The following is a 17,003-nucleotide window of genomic DNA, read 5'->3' as shown; positions in this document are numbered from 1 at the left end:
GAGAGTTCTTGCCTTCATGTCCCCTGTGACCGCCCCGGGACCGTTTCGGTTCCGCCCGGTACCGAGATTTTCCGCGGCGTCACCCGGCCGGATCAGCCGATCGCGGCGAACCGGTCCGCGGCCAGGCGTTCCAGCTCGTCCAGCGCCGCGCGGGCCTGGGCCGCCGCCGCCGGGTCGCGCTCGGTCAGGCCGCTGTCGAGGAACTCGTCCTCGTCGAGGCGCAGCGGCGCGCCGCCGTCGGCGGGCACCCACAGGTCGAGGTCCAGGTCCGCCACCTCCAGCGCGGCCCCCCGCGCCACCGCGGGCCGGGCCACGTCGCAGTACCAGCCCTTCAGCACCCCGGCCGCGTCGCGCACCTCCTTGACCGAGTACCACCGGTCGCGCCAGTAGTGCTCGGTGAAGACGTCGCCCTGCTCGAAGCGTACGAAGCCGAAGTCACGGGCCGCCGTGCCCGCCCACGGCGCCCGGACCACGAGGTGGTCGCCGTCGTCGGAGAGCACGTCTGCGGTGTAGCTGATCTTCTCGCGGTCCTCCTTGCGCAGCCGCACCTCGATCCGGTCCCCCGGCGCCCAGCTCATCGGCGGCTGTCCCGCTCCCGTCTCCACGGCCGCAGCTTACCGAGATCAGCCGGCGCTCCCGGACCCGTTTCGCCATCGCGGCACGGGTCCGGGAGGCTGCGACGTCAGGCGCGCAGCGCGGCCTCGACGATGCCGGCGTAGCCGGTGTGCCCGGCCCGGTTCGGGTGGTAGGACTCACCGGTGGGCCAGGACGTGCCGTTGATCCACTCGACGTCGTCGCAGACCGCGTGCCCGGTGAACGGCCCGCGCGCGTCGACGAAGGCGAAGCCGCGCGCCGCCGCGCGCGCCTTGATCGTGGTGGCCAGCAGGTCGGCCGCGGCGTTCAGCTCGGCCTGCTCGCCGGGCGAGATGCGGGCGATGGCGTTGCACTCCTCCCCGTTGAACAGCCGCGGATAGCCGACCACCGCGACCGTGGCGTTCGGGGCGAGCGTGCGGATGCGGGCGTAGAGCTGGTCGAGCTGGCCGGGCAGCGTGTTGCGGATGTACGTCTCCGCCTTGTCGATGTCGCCCCAGCAGGTGTACGGCCAGGGCTTGGCGCACTGCACGATGATCGACGACCAGCCGATGTCGTTGCCGCCCGCGGTGACGGTGACGTACCGCGTGGTGGCGTTGAGGCTGCCCAGCTGTCCGTTGAGGACGTCGGGGACCTTCGCCCCGGCGCAGGCGGCGAAGGTGAGCGTGGCGCCGAGCCGGGCGGCGTCGAGCACCGGATAGGCGTGCGGCGAGCGCTGGCAGCTGCCGCTGTCGTAGTACTCGCGGGTGCCGGTGCCGGAGGAGTAGGAGTCGCCGAGCGCCGTGTACGCGGGTCCGGCGGCGTGGGCAGGGGGTGCGAGCAGCACCAGGCAGAGCGCCGCCAGCACGGGTACGCAGGCGGCGCGGAGCGGGAACACCATCGTGGGGCTCCAACCGGGGGGTGTGGACAGGGTGCGCACATGCTGTCAGAAACATTCACGACCGTGAAGATGTCGCGGCGGATTTCTACGCGGGCGCCCTCGGGCGATTCCGCCCCGGAACGGCCCCGAGGTGCCTAACCTCAGGACATGAACCCGTTGCCCTTGCCGCGCGCCCTGCTGTGGGACCGGATGGTCGAGGTCGGCACCGACCTCTCCCTCGTCGACCTGCGTGCGGACCTCCTCGTCGCGCGCGGCCAGGTGGTCGCCGCGGAGCCCGTCGCACACGCCTGCCGCTACACCCTGAAGACCTCGGACGGCTTCGCCACCGACACGCTGACCGTCGAGTCCGAGGGCGCCGGCTGGCAGCGTGAGGTGCGGCTGGAGCGGTCCGGCAGCTCCTGGCGGGTCACCACCAGCGAGCAGGGGAAGTTCGGCTCGGTGCAGCTGCCCGGCATCGTGGACCCGGGGCGGCTGGCCGGGGTGCTCGACGTGGACCTGGAGGCGACCGCGCTGACCAACACGCTGCCGATCCGGCGGCTGGGCCTGCTGGGCGCCGCCCCCGGCACCGCGCACACCGTGCCGATCGCCTGGGTTCGGGTGCCGTCGCTGCAGGTCATCCCGGTGGAGCAGACGTACACCGTGATCGACGAGGACACGATCCGCTACTCCTCGGGCAGCTTCACGGCCGACCTGACCGTCGACAAGGACGGGTTCGTGGTGAACTACCCCGGCTTCGCGAGCCTGATCAGCTGACCCGCTTGCGGGACTGCGCCATGCCCTGGTTGGCCAGCGCGTCGGCACGCTCGTTGCCGGCGTCGCCGGCGTGCCCGCGTACCCACCGCCACTCGACCTCGTGCCGGGCGCAGGCGGCCGACAGGCGCTGCCACAGGTCGGCGTTCTTGACGGGCTTGCGCTCGGAGGTCAGCCAGCCGTTGCGCTTCCAGCCGTGCATCCACTTCGTGATGCCGTCGCGCATGTAGGTGCTGTCGGTGTGCAGGTGCACCTTGACCGGCCGTTTCAGCGTCTCCAGCGCCTCGATGGCGGCGGTCAGCTCCATCCGGTTGTTGGTCGTCGGCCCCGGATCCCCGCCGCAGATCTCGCGCACGTGCTCGCCGTAGCGCAGCACCGCGCCCCACCCGCCGGGCCCCGGATTGCCGGAACAGGCCCCGTCGGTGTAGATCTCCACCGCCCCGCCGCTCGCCGTCACCCCCGCAAGCTACCAGGCAGTCGAGGTCACGGAATGTGGTCGGGGCCGCGGTGGTGGTGCGGCTCGCGGGCGCGGCGGGTGAGCAGCCAGTGGTCGAGGCTGTAGCGGCCGGCGCCGACGGCGGCGATCAGCAGCGCGCCCAGGCCGAGCGCGATGACCAGCTCGCCGCCGCCGTCCTGCACGAACAGGCCCTTGCCGATGTGCACGAACAGGTACGCGCCGAGCATGTTGAGGAACAGCAGGGTGCCCGCGATCGGCGTGAACAGGCCGAGCACCAGCAGCATGCCGCCGAGGAACTCGACCAGCGCGGCGAACCACGCCGCGACGCCGGGCAGCGGCAGGCCCATCTGCTTGAAGCCCGCGGTGGTGGCGGCCATGCCGACGGTGAACAGCTTCTGGCAGCCGTGCGCCGTGAACACCACCCCGAACCCGATCCTGGCCAGCAGTTTCACCACGTCGGTTGCGGTCGGCGGGAAGGCGTAGATCATGGCGACTCCGTACGGCTAGCGGTGCCGAATGGCATGAACATCACTTTTCCACAGGATGATGCCGGTCAGTGGTGTTATCGGCGATCACGTGCAGCCGCGACACGCGTGGTGACGTCGAATGAGTCGCCCCGGTGCTCGCTCTCACTCTCGGCATGGTGGGATGCGTGTTGCGCGCGAGTCGTCAGGATCGCGCCCGGTTCGCGGAGCCTGTTGGCATCGCTGCCGTTTCGGCTTACCCTGACGTGGCCGTATGAACATCAACCTGCGGAGAACGGAGGACCGGATGCCGTCCGACCGTCTGATCAACCGGCGATTCGTGTACAACGGCCACCAGTGCACGGTCGTCGACTACGACGGCGACAAGCGCCTCGCCATCGTGATGGACGACCAGCCGCACGAGGTGTACTCGGTGAACATCGACATCGGCGACGATCCGACCGTCGGCAGACAGCTGGATCTGTTCTACCTGCGCGGTGAGTTCTACGCCTGGCCGGCCGTCGGCCGCGGCAAGCCCCCCGCGCTGGCCAAGCACGACATCCCGGTCGAGCCGTCGACCGACCTGTGAGCGCCCGCCCGGCCGTCAGACGTCGAGTTCGGCGAGCGCGGCGGGCAGGGCCTCGGTGAGCTTCTCCATGTCGGGCAGCGCGGCGCCGTCGGCGTACAGGCCGATGTGGACGGCGTCGCGGTAACGCGACAGCCCGATCGCCAGCGCGTGCCCGCTGGCCAGCGGCGCGATCGGGTACAGCTCGGCCAGGCGGCCGCCGCCCAGGTGCAGCGGCACCGGCGGCAGCGGCACGCTGGTCACCACGATGTCGAACAGCAGCGGCGCGGCATACGCGGCCAGCGGCGCGGCGAACCGGTGCAGCGCGGGCGGGATCAGCCCGGCCAGCACCGGCAGCGCCCCGGCGCCGCGGCGCGGGCCGGCCGTCTTGTTGGCGTCCATGGCCTCGTGGATGAGCGCCAGCCGCCGCACCGGGTCCGGCTCGCCCAGCGGCAGGTCGCACAGGTACGCCGAGAGCTGGTTGCCGTCCTCGCTGCCCGCCGAGCGGGGGCGCTGACTGGCCGGGATCAGCGCGCGCAGCACGTCCAGCGGCTGCCCGTGGGCGGTGAGCCAGGTCCGCATCGCGCCGGCGACGACGGCCAGCAGCAGGTCGTTGAGGGTGCCGCCACGCTTGCGGCGGATGCGCTGCAGCTCCCGCAGGTCCAGGCTGGCGAACGCCGCCCGCCGGGTGCCCGACGGAGCGGTGAGCAGCGGCGACGGCTGCGGCGCGCGCATCCGGCCGAGCACGGCCGAGGCGATGCCGAGCGCCGTGCCCGCGCGGTCGAGCACCTCGCCGACCGCGTGCTCGGGCCGGGCGAGCAGCTCGGCGCCCTGGCGGGCCAGCGACGCGAGCGGCGACTCCGCCGCCACCGGCCCGGCGGCCTCGGACAGGAACGCCTCGCCGCCGTCGAGCAGGCCGAGGCCCAGACCGATGGCGCCCTGGCCGTCGCACATGGCGTGGTGCATCTTGGCGACCAGCGCGTAACGGCCGCCGTCGAGGCCGCTGACCAGGTGCAGCTGCCACAGCGGGCGGTTGCGGTCCAGCGGCGCGGTCATCACTTCGGACACCAGCGCGGCCAGGTCGTCGCGGCCGCCCGCCTCCAGCCGGTGGTGCAGGATGTGGTTGCGCGGGTTGAAGACCGGGTCCTCGACCCAGGCGGCGCCGCCCAGCGCGGTGGTGTTCACCTTGCACCGCATCCGGGGCACCCGCCGCGCCCGCTGCGCCAGCAGCGTGACGACGTCCTCGGGCCGCACCCGCTCGTCGGAGTGGAAAACCGCTACGGCGCCCAGGTGCATGGGCGACGCGGCGTTCTCCATACACAGGAACGACATGTCCAGAGCGCTGAGCCGCCCGTCCTCCATGGCCATCCTCGCGTCGTCGTGGAACGTGGCCGCACTGGGCCGCGCGGCTCCGATGCCGCGGCCGTGCCGGCCTTTGACCTTGATACAACGTCTGAGACCACGTTAAGGCTGCGGTTTGTCCGGCCGGTTACGAGGATGTTCAAAGGTGTCGGCGGACACCCCCCTCAGACATCACCTCAACTGGATTGCTATACGTCGCGGCGCTCCAGCCGCAGCCGCTCGTCGCGGCTGATGTGCCCGGCCGCCTCCTGCGCCTTGGCCACATCCTTGGCCTTCTCCCGGGCCTCCTCCTCGTGCGCGGCGGTGACCCGTGCCCGGCCTTCCTGCTCCCAGCGCTGGTTGTGGGTGACCCGGCCGGCCACCTCCTCGGCCTTGCCGGCCACGCGCTGGCCCACGTTGTGCAGCTTCGCATCGAAACCCATGGCAGACCGCCCTCGCTATGCCCGCACGCCCACCAGCGCGGGGATCCCCGACCCTTCGATTGTCGCGCGGAAACGGCCCGCCGCGTCAGTGTTCGGCGGTACGGCGGGTGCCGGTGTAGTACTCGAACAGCATCGCCGAGGCCGAAACGATCGCCCCGAGCAAGCCGAGCGCGATCAGCCACCACATCCAGAACACCAGCCCCAGCGAGGCCAGCGTGGCCGCCAAGGCGATGGCGAACGGCCAGTAGCTGCCGGGGCTGAAGAAGCCGATCTCCCCCGCGCCCTCGGCGATCTCGGCGTCGCGGCGGTCCTCCGGGCGCGGCTCGAGGCGGCGTGACACGAACCAGAAGTAGCCGCCGCACATCAGGCACAGCAGGCCGCTGAGGGTCAGCGCGGTGGTGCCGATCCAGTCGTAGCGCGACAGGGCCGCGCCGGACCAGAACCAGTACACGATCGCCATGACGAACAGGAACGCGGCGACCCCGAGAAAGATCCGGTACTCGGTCTTCATCACGGCCCCCGTTTCGGCATGCAGATGGCGGGTGCGGGGGGCCAGTGCAAAGTAGCACCAACCACCCCGCACCCGCCGCGGTTTCGGCAGGTCGGCGTGTCAGCCGACGCTTTCCTCGACCTTCTCCCGGGTGTGCCCGAGCTGCCGGCGCAGCGAGGCGACGGCCTCGTCCACCGGGTGCCCGCGCAGCAGCTCCGCCACGGCGAAGCCGGCCAGCGCGCCGATCCCGGCCGCGGCCACCACCCAGCCCCACCGGATCGGGGCCGGCTTGCCCGCCAGCATGTCCAGTGCCAGCGAGGACCGGCGCCGGGCCTCGACCCCGGTGTCGGACAGCGCGTCGCGGACCAGGCCCGCCCGCTCCTTGGCGCGCTCGGCGGCCACCTCCCTGGTGTTGCCGAGCCCCTTCATGAACTCGTGCCAGGTCGTGGTCGCCAGGTTGTCACGGCTACGGGTGAACATCTCGCCTCCTGACGTCAGACATCGTTCGACAGCGAGTCGATACCCCGGCCGGCCCCCTGGGAAACGGGCATTCGGCTCGCGGAGGGCAGTTCGAGCTGGTAGACGCTGTACGCCTGGCGGATCACGGGGTGGGCGACGTTGCGCACGCGCACCCCGCCCGGGGTGATGCCGCGCTCGACGCCCGCGTGCGCGTGCCCGTGCACGGCGAGCGCGGTCGGCGCCGCGTCGATCGCCTGTCCGAGCAGGTACGACCCGAGGAACGGGTAGATCTCCAGCGGCTCGCCCTGCAGCGTGTCCGGCACGGGGGCGTAGTGCGTCATCGCCACCAGCACGTCGCAGTCCAGCGACAGCAGGGCGGCCTGGAGCCGGTTCGCGCTGCGCTCGGTCGTACGCACGAAGTCCTTGATCTCGGACTCGCCGAACATGCTGGCGCAGCGGCCCGCGAAGCCGCCGCCGAATCCCTTCACCCCGGCCACGCCGAGTTTCGCGTCGCGGCAGCTGATGGTGATGCCGTCGCCCTCCAGCACGGTGATGCCCGCCGAGGCGAGCACCTTGGTCACCTCACGCGGCTGGTCGCTGTGGTGGTCGTGGTTGCCGAGCACGGCGATCACCGGCACCGGCAGGTCGCCGAACTCGCGGGCCACGCACTGGGCCTCGTCCACGGTGCCGTGGCGGGTCAGGTCACCCGCGAGCAGCAGCACGTCGGCGGTGCCGCCGAGCTGTTCCAGGGAGGGCCGGTAACGGCCGAGGACGTCCACGTCCATGTGCACGTCGCCGACCGCGGCCACGCGTATCACGAGATCACCTCCGGCTCGGGCGGTGCCGCGACCGTGGTCACCACGATGTCGTTCTGCACGTGCCGATCGGGGAACTCGGCGGCCACCCGCACGGCGATCGCATCCCGCCGGGCGGCGCTCTCCACCTGCCCGCGCAGCACGATCAGGCTGTCCCGGCGGATGACCTCGATGCCCTGCTCGCAGATCGCGCCGTCCTCGGTCAGCATGCGGTGGACCGCGGCGTCGGCGTACTCGTCGGAGATCCTGGCCTCGCTCACCACGCACCCGTCCCGTTCGCTCCGGCAGGCACTCCCGCCTGCTCCCTCTTCGGCTTCACCGCCTGCTCGCCCGGCTGCGGCGCGTACTCCCGCGGGATGATCTCCAGGAGGCTCAGCAGGTAGAGACACGCCTTGGCGTACACCGAGTGCTCGGTGTCGTGGCGCACCTGGTCCCAGTCGATCTGCTCGCGCAGCGAACGGGCCACCGGCAGCGCCCGCGCGAAGTCGCAGTGGTGCTGGGAGAACGCCAGCAGCTTGTGCTCCATCAGCATGGTCGCCGACAGCACGGGGATGTGCAGCGCGCCGACCGGCACGATCGAACTCTCCGCCAGCACCTCCTCGGTGACCTGGCGCTGCACCGGCCGGAAGATCAGATCGACGAGCCGGTCCTCGTCGTACACCTTGACGAGCCAGTCCTCGGGCGGGCGCTCGGTGCGGAAACCCTCCTGCGCCATCGCCTCGAGCGTCCGCTCGACGTCCTCTTCGCGGATCATGAAGTCCACGTCATGCTCACTGGAGGTGCCACCGCGCGCGTACACGGCGAAACCGCCCGCCAGGGCGAACGGGACCTCGGCGCGGCGTAGCACGCTGGCGGCGCGTTTCATCGTCTCCAGGAGCTCTGCACTGATCTCGCTGAGCATGGGGTCGCTATACCCGAGCCCCACCCTTCTCACACATCCCCGAAGGAAGGGCACCTTCTTATCGTTATACGTATAGGAAGGGCACCTTCTTAGAGCGACCGGCAATAGGTTCATTTGAGGCGTCGGGTGGTGGGACGGCCGTCCCAGCGGTAGCGGGGGCGGGCTTGTCGGATGAGTTGGCGTGTGGTGATCAGGGCTGCTGCCAGGTAGAGGTAGAAGTCCACGACCTGCGCGTTGCGTTCGGTGCAGCGGCGGATCTTGCCGTAGCCGTTCATCCATGAGTGGGTGCGTTCCACCACCCAGCGTTTGCCGACCTGGATGGGGGCGGGGAGGCCTTTGCGGGCGATCTGGCCGTGCAGGCCGCGGTCGTGCAGGCGCTGGCGGGTGGGGGTGTTGTCGTAGGCGCGGTCCAGGTGCACGGTGACGTCGTCGGGCAGGGGGCCTGTCTGTTGGGTGGCGGTGTCGAGGGTGGCTTCCAGCAGGGCGTTGTCGTTGCGGTTGGCGGGGGCGGAGATCACGGCCAGGGGTATGCCGGCGGCTTCGGTGCCGGTGGAGCGTTTGAGGCCGCCTTTGCCGCGGTCGACCGGGGAGCGTCCGGCGCGGTCTCCGCCGCAGGGTGCTTTGGTGAGCGCGCCGTCGACGGCGATGTCGTGCAGCTGTAGGCCGATCATGTTGTCGTAGGCGGCCAGGGTCAGGGCGTGCAGTTGCTGGGCGAGGCCTGCGCTGGCCCAGTCGGCCAGGCGGCGGCGGATGGTGCGGTCGGAGCATCCTGGGCCGGCGATGCGTTCGTAGCCCGAGCCGTGGACCAGGGCGTGGATGACGTGTTCGAAGACGACCTGGTCGGGGATGCGGCGGCGGTGGCAGCCCAGCGGGTGTGCGGGGTCGTATTCGGGCCGGTCGGGCAGCAGTGCGGCGAACTGGACCCAGATCGGGGTCAGCAGCGATGATGGCAGCGCAGGCACGGGACTCCTGTCATTGAAGCGTAGAGAACTCCAATGATCGATAAGTCCCGTGCCTGTTTGCTACCCGCGACCGGCTACCTGTCCAGGTCCGCACCTAATGCCGGTCGCTCTTAACCCCTCGCCTCCGGCGGCGGGCTCCTGTCGGACCCTCGTGCTTGACTGCCGGGATGGCCGCCGACCTCCCCACCCTGTCCTTCGCCTCGGCCGAGGACTTCGAGCAGTGGCTCGCCGCGCAGCCCGCCGACAGCCCCGGTGTCTGGCTCAAGCTGGCCAGGAAGCGCCCCGGCGTGGTCGCCCTCGACTACCCCCAGGCGCTGGACGTGGCGCTGTGCCACGGCTGGATCGACGGGCAGAAGGCGGGGCTCGACGACACCCACTGGGTGCAGAAGTTCACCCCGCGCCGGGCGCGCAGCCGCTGGTCGAAGGTCAACCGGGAGAAGGTCGCGGCGCTGATCGAGCTGGGCCGGATGCGCCCGGCCGGGCTCGCCGAGATCGAGCGGGCCAAGGCGGACGGGCGCTGGGACGCGGCGTACGACAGCCCGCGCACCGCCGAGGTCCCCGCCGACCTGGCCGCCGCGATCGCCGCCGACCCCGCCGCGGCGGCCTTCTTCGCCACCCTCGACCGCACCAACCGCTACTCGATCCTGCACCGCGTACACGAGGCCAAGCGCCCCGAGACCCGCGCCCGCCGCATCGCCGGGTTCGTCACCATGCTCGCCGAGGGCCGGAAGATCTACCCCTGACCGCGGGCGCGTCCGCGCCGGTAGCATGGCGATCATGGCAAAGGTACGGGTCGAGCGCACCGAGGACGGTTTCCTGGCGACCAACGAGCGGGGCGCCTCGGTCGCCGTGGGCAGTTCCGATCAGGAGGGTGTCTTCTCCCCCGTCGAGCTGCTGCTGGTCGCGCTCGGCGGTTGCGAGATCGTCACCATCGAGCCCCTGACCGCCAAACGCGGCCACCGCCTGCTCAAACTCGCCGTCCAGGTAGACGCCGAAAAGCTCGGCCCCACCAAGCTCGGCCCCATCACCGCCACCTATGAGATCGAACTACCCCCCGGCGACGACAAGGCCCGCGAAGTCTTCGAAGCCGTGGCCCACCGAGTCCACGAAAACCACTGCACCGTGGGCCGCGCCCTCCGCGAGGGCACCGAAACTCTCCAAATCCTCCCCCGCCCCTAACCCCGCCCTAACCCCCCGCCCGCCCCTCTCCCGCGCCGATCTTGCGCGTACTGTGCCGACGACACACTCCAAAAGGGCATAAGGGCAACACTTCGCGCAAGATCGACGTGATCTTGGGTGAGGCCGCTTTGACAGGGGCGGGATCTAGGGTGCGGGGATGAGTGATGAGGAGCTGCTGCGCGCCATTCGCGCGGACGCCGGGATCGCGGAGATGCTGGTGCGGTTCGACTTCGATCTGGAGCGCGCCGCCGGCGGGCCCGCCGAGGTGATCGCGCTGCCCGACGGCGGGGCGCTGGAGATGATCGCGGGGGACGCGTCCGGCGGGGCGTTCCTGCTGGCGGGGCCGCCCGCGGCGAGCAGGCCGGTGGTGTACGCCGGCTCCGAGGGCGAGGGCGGGCTGATCGCGCCTGATCTGCGTACCGCGCTGGCGCTGGTGGTGGGGCTGTCCAGCCTGCACGACGCGACGTCGATGCCGCTCGGTGACGGGGGCGCGCTGCGGGAGTGGCTCGCGTTCGCGGACAGCGAGATCCGGGAGGACTGGCCCGAGCTGGACGAGGACCGGGCCCGGCTGCGGGCCGCGCTGGACCTGCCGCCGGCCGAGGGCCTGCTGCCGGTGCTGCACGAGTCGGCCGCCGACGAGCGCTACCGCCCCGTCTCCGACGCCGGCGACGTCTACGAGTCCATGCTCGGCTGAGGTGAATCAGCTGACGCGCGGCGGATCGGCTCACGCGTGGACTTGATCGGCGTCTCGTGTCAGAAAGCAAGGCCAGACCGCACTTTCTGACACGAGACACCGATCAACCCACCCGGCCACCACCGGGCGAGGTTAAGAAGGGCACCTTCTTCTACGGAAAGCGTTAAGAAGGTGCCCTTCCTTTCCTGTCAGGAGACGACACAGGGGGTGTTGTTGAGGGTGAAGAGGGTGGGGGTGCCGTTGGTGCCGGAGTAGGTGCCCTGGAAGCCGAACTGGGCGTTGCCGTTCGGGGCGATGGTGCCGTTCCAGCCGACGTCGCGGGCGGTGACCGCCGCGCCGGACTGGGTGACGGTGGCGTTCCAGGCGCTGGTGACCTGCTGGTTGCCGCTGAAGGTCCAGGTCAGCGTCCAGCCGTTGATCGTCGTCGTGCCGAGGTTGTAGATGGTGACGTTGGCGGTGAAGCCGTTGCCCCAGGTGTTCGGCACCCAGCCGACCCGGCACGTGCCGCCGCTGCTGCCGGTGGTCACCACGACGGTGTTGGAGCCCGCGGAGACGTTGCCGGCCGCGTCGCGGGCCCGGACGTAGAAGCGGTACGTGCCCGACGGCTGCAGGCCGGTGGCCGTGTAGGTGGTCCCGGTCGCCGTGCCGATCTGGGTGAACGTGCCGCCGCTGGGGCCCACGGCGCGGAGCACGTCGTACCCGGTGACGCCGGTGTCGTCGGTCGATGCGGTCCAGGTCAGCGTCGCGGCGCTGCTCGTGACGTTCGACGCGGTCAGGTTCGCCGGAATCGTCGGCGGATACCCGTCGGCGCCGGGGGACGTGGCCACGTTGACGGTGCCCGAGCGGGTGGACCGGTTGCCGGCGGCGTCCTTGGCGTACACCGCGAAGGTGTACGCGGTCGAGGCGGACAGGCCGGTGAGCGTCGCCGTGTTGGCGCTGGGCGAGGCGAGCACGGTCTCCCCCGTGCCGGCGACGCGGACCACCTCGTATCCGGTGACGCCGACGTTGTCGGTGGAGGCCGTCCAGGACAGGGTGGCCGAGGAGGCGGTCACGTTCGAGGCGGTCGGCGTGCCCGGGGTGGCGGGTGGCGTGGTGTCGGCCGGAGCGCCGTAGGACAGGCCGTAGCCGTACGCGAACAGCGGCGTCTTGCCGTCGCCGTCGTTGATGGGCTGCTGGCTCGCGCTGCTCATCCAGGTCATCGGCAGCTTGCCGGTCGGCTGCACGGCACCGAACAGCACGTCGGCCACGCCCTGGCCCTCGGTGCCCGGCAGCCAGGCGGCGACGAGGCCGTTCCAGGTGCCGAGCTGCGACGCGATGTCCAGCGGGCGGCCGGAGACGAGTACGACCACGACCGGCACACCGGAGTTGCGCAGTGTGGTGAGCGTGTTCAGGTCGGTGCTGTCCAGGCCCATGCCGCTGGGGCGGTCGCCCTGGCCCTCGGCGTACGGCTGCTCGCCGACGACCGCGATGGCGACCCGGTACGAGCTGTCGATGCCGCTGCCGCTCGCGTTGTACGTGACGGTGGCGCCGGAGCCGACGGTGTTGCGGATGCCCTGCAGGATCGTGGTGCCGGGGGTGGTGTTGCCGGACGAGCCCTGCCAGGAGACGGTCCAGCCGCCGCTCTGCAGGCCGATGTTGTCGGCGTGCCGCCCGGCCACGAAGATCTTGCCGCCGGAGGGCGCGATCGGCAGCACGTTGCCCGCGTTCTTGAGCACGACCTGCGACTTGGCGACGGCCTGGCGGGCCAGGGCGCGGTGCGCCGAGCCGCCGAACGTGGACAGGAACGAGCGGTCGGCGAGCGGCCGCTCGAACAGGCCCAGCTCGAACTTCTTGGTCAGGATGCGGCGCACCGCGTCGTCGACGCGCGAGGTGCTGACGCGGCCCGCGTTGACCTCCGCGCGCAGCAGGTCGATGAACGACTTCCAGGCGGTGGGCACCATGACCATGTCGATGCCCGCGTTGACCGCGCTGCGTACGTCCGTGGCGCTCATGCCGGTGGCGCCGTCGATCTGGTCGATGCCGTTCCAGTCGGAGACGACGATGCCGGAGAAGCCCAGCTCGCCCTTGAGCACGGTGGTGATCAGGTACTGGTTGCCGTGCAGCTTGCTGCCGTTCCAGCTGCTGTAGGAGATCATCACCGAGCCGACGCCGCGCTGGATCGCGGCCTGGAACGGCGGCAGGTGGATCGCGCGCAGCTCGGCCTCGGACAGCTGGGTGTTGCCCTGGTCGGTGCCGCTGGTGGTGCCGCCGTCGCCGAGGTAGTGCTTGGCCGTGGCCAGCACCGACGCGGTGCCGCCGAGCGAGCTGCCCTGCAGGCCCGTGACGATGGTCGCCATCGAGCTGACCAGCTCGGGCTTCTCGCCGAAGGACTCGTAGGTGCGCCCCCAGCGGTCGTTGCGGGCCACGCACAGGCAGGGCGCGAAGTCCCAGTCGACGCCGGTCGCGGTGACCTCCTCGGCGACCGCGCGGCCGATCTGCTGGACCAGATCGGGGTCGCGGGTCGCGCCCAGGCCGATGTTGTGCGGGAAGATCGTCGCGCCGACCACGTTGTTGTGGCCGTGCACGGCGTCGGCGCCGTACAGCAGCGGGATGCCCAGCGGGGTGGCCAGCGCGGCGTTCTGGAAACCGTCGGTCATGTCCGCCCACCCGGTGGCGTTGTTCGAGCCGGGCGCGGAGCCGCCGCCGGACAGCACCGAACCGAGCCGGTACTGCGTGATGTCGGAGTTGCTGACGGAGGCGCGTTCGGCCTGGGTCATCTGGCCGAGCTTCTCGTCCAGCGTCAGGCGCGACATCAGGTCGGCGACGCGGGTGGCCACGGGCAGGGCCGGGTCCTGGTACGGCAGCGCGGCGGCGCCGGCGGGCGGCGCCACGGCGAGGGTCGCGAGCAGCGTGCCGGTGAGCACGCCCAGGCGCAGGAGCTTCATGTCCATTCCTGTTCCGGTACGGGGAGACAGGCGGGACGCCGGAGGACCGGGCCCGCCGCGGTGGGTCGCCCGGCCACGGCCCTGATCGGCGGCCGCGACGGCGGGTGACGGTGCGCTCGGCGGTGCCCGGTGTCGCCAATGGGAGCGCTCCCGAGAGCAGCTTACGGGACATTCACATACTTGAAAAGAAGCCATGACAGGCGCTGGTGCCGTGGCACGATTCCGGTGAGGGAGGCGTGCGGCAGCGCGCCCGCTGGCCCCGCGGGAGGGGACGAGGATGATGCTCTCCGGCAAACGCGCGACGGTCTTCGCGGCCGACGAGAAGCTCGGCGAGACGGTCGCCCGCCACCTGGCACGGCAGGGCGCCGAGGTCTGGGTCAGCGGGCTGGACACCGAGGCGGTGGAGGCGCTCGCCGAGAAGATCCGGGCCGACGGCGGCGAGGCGCATTCGGCCACGGTCGATCCGACCGACCCTTATCACGTACGCGAATACGTCAACGCGGTCGTCTCCAAGGGCCCGCTCGACGCGTCCTTCAACGGCTTCGAGGTGCCCGCCAACAGCGCGGGCGTGGGCGTGCCCTACCGCGAGCTGGACCCGGCGGTGTTCACCGACGTGCTGGGCGAGGTGGTCGGCGCACAGTTCCTGACCTCGCGCGAGGCGGCCCGCGTGATGGTCCCGGCGGGGCGCGGCTCGATCGTCACGATCGCCTCCACCAACGGCAGCAGCGGCCGCCCGCACACCGGCGCGCTGGGCGCGGTCGCGGGCGCGCTGGAGGCCCTGGCCCGCAGCATGGCCAGCGAGTACGGCCCGAACGGCATCCGGGTCAACCACGTGCGGGCCACCCGCCTGTCCACGGGACCGATGTACCACGCGAACGCGCTGGGCCGGCCGGTGACGGTGGACGAGGTCGCCGCCACCGTGGCGTGGCTGTGCGCGGACGCCTCCAGCGCCGTGACCGGGCAGATCGTCGAGGTCAGCGGCGGCGAGCAGGGGCTCAGCGAGAGCGTCGCGGCGCACCGCGAGCACGGAAGGGAGCGCCATGTCGAACTCGATCTACCATGACGAATACGGCACCATCAGCCACGACGGCGGAGTCGGCCTGCTGGAGCTGACCTGGTCCCCGGCGACCGACCACATCAGCGAGGCCGACTTCAAGGCGCTGATGGCCCGCTTCGCGCAGACCGCCGAGCAGGTGCCGACGAAGTACGTCGTGGTCGACGCGCGCGACCTGCACCACCGCCCGGACGCCGACTTCGACGGGTGGTACGACAGCAACGTCACGCCCTGCTTCGACCGGGCGGGCGTGGCGAAGCTGGCGGTTCTGATGCGCCCCGCCGAGGCGGCCGAGGCCGAACCCTCACCCGAGGGACCGGCGACGTTCCCCACGGCGTACTTCGACTCCATGCAGTCGGTGCGGGACTGGTTGCGCACCGGCTGACCCGGCCGGCCGCCGGGCACGATCAAGGCTCCGTTCGCGCCGCTCACCCGGCATGGACGGAGCCTTGGTCAGGTCCGGGGCGAGACGCACCCTAACAGAGCGCCATCACCAGTTCCAGACCTTTCGTTCATACCACCTGGCAGCTAAGAATTAGTGCGAACCGGACATACCGGCGGGAGAACTCCCGCCGGTTCGTACTACCAGAGGTGGGTGATGGTGGTGTCTGTGGATTCCTCCGCGGAAGTCGAGGTTGGACAGGCACAGTCGAGTCTCGCGGTCGCCGCGGCTCGCAACCTGGCGACGACGACGAAGTCGGCGCCCCAGATGCAGGAGATCTCGTCCCGGTGGCTGCTGCGCATGCTGCCGTGGGTGCAGGTCAAGGGCGGCACGTTCCGGGTCAACCGGCGGCTGAGCTACGCCGTCGGCGACGGCCGGGTCAGCTTCACCTCGATCGGCGCCCAGGTGAAGGTGGTGCCGCCGGAGCTGTGCGAGCTGCCGCTGCTGCGCGGCTTCGAGGACCTGCAGGTGCTGGGCACCCTGGCGGACCGGTTCACCCAGGCCGAGTACGCCCCCGGCGACGTGATCGTCGAGGCGGGACGCCCCGCCGACCAGGTGCACCTGATCGCCCACGGCAAGGTCAACCGGCTGGGCACCGGCAAGTACGGCGACAAGATCGTGCTGGGCGTGCTGGCCGACGGCGAGTACTTCGGCGACCAGGCGCTCACCCGGCTCGGCACCACCTGGGACGTCACCGTCAAGGCGGTCACCAGCTGCATCGTGCTGTCGCTGAACCGGGCCGCCTTCGACGAGGTGGTGCAGCAGTCCGACGCGCTGCGCGAGCACGTACGCCGGCTGCAGGCCAACCCGGTGCCCGCGCAGAACAAGCACGGCGAGGCGGCGATCGAGATCTCCGCGGGCCACGTCGGCGAGGCCCAGCTGCCCGGCACGTTCGTGGACTACGAGCTCACCCCCCGGGAGTACGAGCTCAGCGTCGCGCAGACCGTGCTCCAGGTGCACACGCGCGTGGCCGACCTCTACAACGAGCCGATGAACCAGATCGAGGAGCAGCTGCGGCTGACCATCGAGGCGCTCAAGGAACGCCAGGAGCACGAGCTGATCAACAACCGGGAGTTCGGCCTGCTGCACAACGCCGACCTCAAGCAGCGCATCCACACCCGCACCGGGCCGCCCACGCCCGACGACCTGGACGAGCTGCTCTGCCGGCGGCGCAGCTCGCACGTGTTCCTGGCGCACCCGCAGGCCATCGCCGCCTTCGGCCGCGAGTGCACCCGGCGCGGCATCTACCCGCAGGGCGCCGAGATCAACGGGCACACGGTGCCCGCCTGGCGGGGCGTGCCGCTGCTGCCCTGCAACAAGATCCCGGTCACCGCGAACCGCACCACCTCGATCATCGTGATGCGGCTCGGCATGGCGGAGCAGGGCGTGATCGGCCTGCACCAGACCGGCCTGCCCGACGAGTACCAGCCGAGCCTGTCCGTGCGCTTCATGGGCATCAACGACAAGGCCGTCATGTCGTACCTGGTCAGCGCCTACTACTCGGCCGCTGTGCTGGTCCCCGACGCGCTCGGGGTGCTGGAGAACGTGGAACTCGGCCACTGATCATGCCCCCAGGGGCACCCTGCCGACGC

Annotated in this window: 21 protein-coding genes; 8 read left to right on the top strand and 13 right to left on the bottom strand. The window is 71.1% G+C overall.

The features are described 5' to 3' along the window. Positions 1 to 92: 92 nt before the first annotated feature. Both CS0771_RS19215 and CS0771_RS19210 read right to left on the bottom strand, forming a co-directional pair. On the bottom strand, positions 93 to 605 hold the full coding sequence (locus tag CS0771_RS19215; protein WP_244870885.1) for a DUF402 domain-containing protein: 513 nt from the start codon (positions 603 to 605) through the stop codon (positions 93 to 95). Between the two features lie 77 nt (positions 606 to 682). After that, positions 683 to 1,471, bottom strand: coding sequence for an SGNH/GDSL hydrolase family protein (locus CS0771_RS19210; protein WP_212842260.1), 789 nt, complete (start codon positions 1,469 to 1,471; stop codon positions 683 to 685). Positions 1,472 to 1,618: 147 nt separating this feature from the next. Between CS0771_RS19210 and CS0771_RS19205 the strand changes: the two genes are divergently transcribed. Further along, on the top strand, positions 1,619 to 2,224 hold the full coding sequence (locus CS0771_RS19205) for a putative glycolipid-binding domain-containing protein (RefSeq protein WP_212842259.1): 606 nt from the start codon (positions 1,619 to 1,621) through the stop codon (positions 2,222 to 2,224). Here CS0771_RS19205 and rnhA read toward each other — a convergent pair. After that, positions 2,217 to 2,678, bottom strand: a complete 462-nt coding sequence (rnhA, locus tag CS0771_RS19200) for a ribonuclease HI (protein WP_212842258.1) — start codon at positions 2,676 to 2,678, stop codon at positions 2,217 to 2,219. The genes CS0771_RS19205 and rnhA overlap by 8 nt on opposite strands. Before the next feature lie 26 nt (positions 2,679 to 2,704). Beyond that, positions 2,705 to 3,166: a DoxX family protein gene (locus CS0771_RS19195; RefSeq protein WP_212842257.1), complete on the bottom strand. Its 462-nt coding sequence runs from the start codon at positions 3,164 to 3,166 to the stop codon at positions 2,705 to 2,707. A 283-nt stretch (positions 3,167 to 3,449) separates the two neighbouring features. On the opposite strand from CS0771_RS19195, the gene CS0771_RS19190 reads away from it, so the two are divergent. Beyond that, complete coding sequence (locus tag CS0771_RS19190; protein WP_203754686.1) at positions 3,450 to 3,731, top strand: hypothetical protein; 282 nt, start codon at positions 3,450 to 3,452, stop codon at positions 3,729 to 3,731. Between the two features lie 15 nt (positions 3,732 to 3,746). Here the strand turns inward: CS0771_RS19190 and CS0771_RS19185 are convergent, their stop codons facing one another. The 8 genes from CS0771_RS19185 to CS0771_RS19150 form a co-directional block, all read right to left on the bottom strand. Next, positions 3,747 to 5,069 carry a wax ester/triacylglycerol synthase family O-acyltransferase gene (locus CS0771_RS19185; protein ID WP_212842256.1) on the bottom strand — a complete coding sequence of 441 codons (1,323 nt, stop codon included), beginning with the start codon at positions 5,067 to 5,069 and terminating at the stop codon, positions 3,747 to 3,749. Positions 5,070 to 5,257: 188 nt separating this feature from the next. Further along, positions 5,258 to 5,491 carry a CsbD family protein gene (locus CS0771_RS19180; protein WP_212842255.1) on the bottom strand — a complete coding sequence of 78 codons (234 nt, stop codon included), beginning with the start codon at positions 5,489 to 5,491 and terminating at the stop codon, positions 5,258 to 5,260. Between the two features lie 85 nt (positions 5,492 to 5,576). Further along, positions 5,577 to 6,002 (bottom strand): cytochrome c oxidase subunit 4, encoded by a 426-nt coding sequence (locus CS0771_RS19175; protein WP_212842254.1) that lies wholly within the window; start codon positions 6,000 to 6,002, stop codon positions 5,577 to 5,579. Between the two features lie 99 nt (positions 6,003 to 6,101). After that, on the bottom strand, positions 6,102 to 6,461 hold the full coding sequence (locus tag CS0771_RS19170) for a hypothetical protein (protein ID WP_203754677.1): 360 nt from the start codon (positions 6,459 to 6,461) through the stop codon (positions 6,102 to 6,104). A gap of 14 nt (positions 6,462 to 6,475) precedes the next feature. Next, positions 6,476 to 7,258, bottom strand: a complete 783-nt coding sequence (locus CS0771_RS19165) for a metallophosphoesterase (protein ID WP_212842253.1) — start codon at positions 7,256 to 7,258, stop codon at positions 6,476 to 6,478. Then, positions 7,255 to 7,515 carry a hypothetical protein gene (locus CS0771_RS19160; RefSeq protein WP_371821432.1) on the bottom strand — a complete coding sequence of 87 codons (261 nt, stop codon included), beginning with the start codon at positions 7,513 to 7,515 and terminating at the stop codon, positions 7,255 to 7,257. Before CS0771_RS19160 ends, CS0771_RS19165 begins: the two co-directional genes overlap by 4 nt. Continuing rightward, a complete protein-coding gene (locus CS0771_RS19155; RefSeq protein ID WP_203754671.1) occupies positions 7,512 to 8,156 on the bottom strand; it encodes a nucleotidyltransferase family protein in 645 nt (214 codons plus the stop codon). Before CS0771_RS19155 ends, CS0771_RS19160 begins: the two co-directional genes overlap by 4 nt. A 110-nt stretch (positions 8,157 to 8,266) precedes the next feature. Continuing rightward, complete coding sequence (locus CS0771_RS19150) at positions 8,267 to 9,118, bottom strand: IS5 family transposase (RefSeq protein ID WP_212839359.1); 852 nt, start codon at positions 9,116 to 9,118, stop codon at positions 8,267 to 8,269. A gap of 167 nt (positions 9,119 to 9,285) precedes the next feature. Between CS0771_RS19150 and CS0771_RS19145 the strand changes: the two genes are divergently transcribed. The 3 genes from CS0771_RS19145 to CS0771_RS19135 all read left to right on the top strand — a co-directional run bounded on the left by CS0771_RS19145 (position 9,286) and on the right by CS0771_RS19135 (position 10,991). Further along, a complete protein-coding gene (locus CS0771_RS19145) occupies positions 9,286 to 9,861 on the top strand; it encodes a YdeI family protein (protein ID WP_212842251.1) in 576 nt (191 codons plus the stop codon). A gap of 34 nt (positions 9,862 to 9,895) precedes the next feature. Beyond that, on the top strand, positions 9,896 to 10,297 hold the full coding sequence (locus CS0771_RS19140; protein WP_244870884.1) for an OsmC family protein: 402 nt from the start codon (positions 9,896 to 9,898) through the stop codon (positions 10,295 to 10,297). Between the two features lie 157 nt (positions 10,298 to 10,454). Next, a complete protein-coding gene (locus tag CS0771_RS19135) occupies positions 10,455 to 10,991 on the top strand; it encodes a hypothetical protein (protein ID WP_212842249.1) in 537 nt (178 codons plus the stop codon). 188 nt (positions 10,992 to 11,179) lie between these two features. Here CS0771_RS19135 and CS0771_RS19130 read toward each other — a convergent pair whose 3' ends face one another. Continuing rightward, positions 11,180 to 13,915 (bottom strand): glycoside hydrolase family 3 N-terminal domain-containing protein, encoded by a 2,736-nt coding sequence (locus tag CS0771_RS19130; protein ID WP_212842248.1) that lies wholly within the window; start codon positions 13,913 to 13,915, stop codon positions 11,180 to 11,182. A 277-nt stretch (positions 13,916 to 14,192) separates the two neighbouring features. Between CS0771_RS19130 and CS0771_RS19125 the strand changes: the two genes are divergently transcribed. The 3 genes from CS0771_RS19125 (at position 14,193) to CS0771_RS19115 (ending at position 16,974) form a co-directional block, all read left to right on the top strand. Beyond that, the gene (locus CS0771_RS19125; RefSeq protein ID WP_212842247.1) at positions 14,193 to 14,978 is read left to right on the top strand and encodes an SDR family NAD(P)-dependent oxidoreductase; all 786 of its coding nucleotides are present in this window, start codon (positions 14,193 to 14,195) and stop codon (positions 14,976 to 14,978) included. Next, positions 14,956 to 15,354, top strand: coding sequence for a hypothetical protein (locus CS0771_RS19120; RefSeq protein ID WP_212842246.1), 399 nt, complete (start codon positions 14,956 to 14,958; stop codon positions 15,352 to 15,354). The genes CS0771_RS19125 and CS0771_RS19120 overlap by 23 nt, the downstream gene beginning before the upstream one ends. A 225-nt stretch (positions 15,355 to 15,579) precedes the next feature. Beyond that, positions 15,580 to 16,974 carry a family 2B encapsulin nanocompartment shell protein gene (locus tag CS0771_RS19115; RefSeq protein WP_371821431.1) on the top strand — a complete coding sequence of 465 codons (1,395 nt, stop codon included), beginning with the start codon at positions 15,580 to 15,582 and terminating at the stop codon, positions 16,972 to 16,974. The last annotated feature ends 29 nt before the right edge of the window (positions 16,975 to 17,003 follow it).

This window comes from Catellatospora sp. IY07-71, assembly GCF_018326265.1.
GTDB lineage: Bacteria > Actinomycetota > Actinomycetes > Mycobacteriales > Micromonosporaceae > Catellatospora.
Note: the sequence above shows the minus strand (reverse complement) of the source record. Positions and strands in the feature narration are given on the sequence as shown.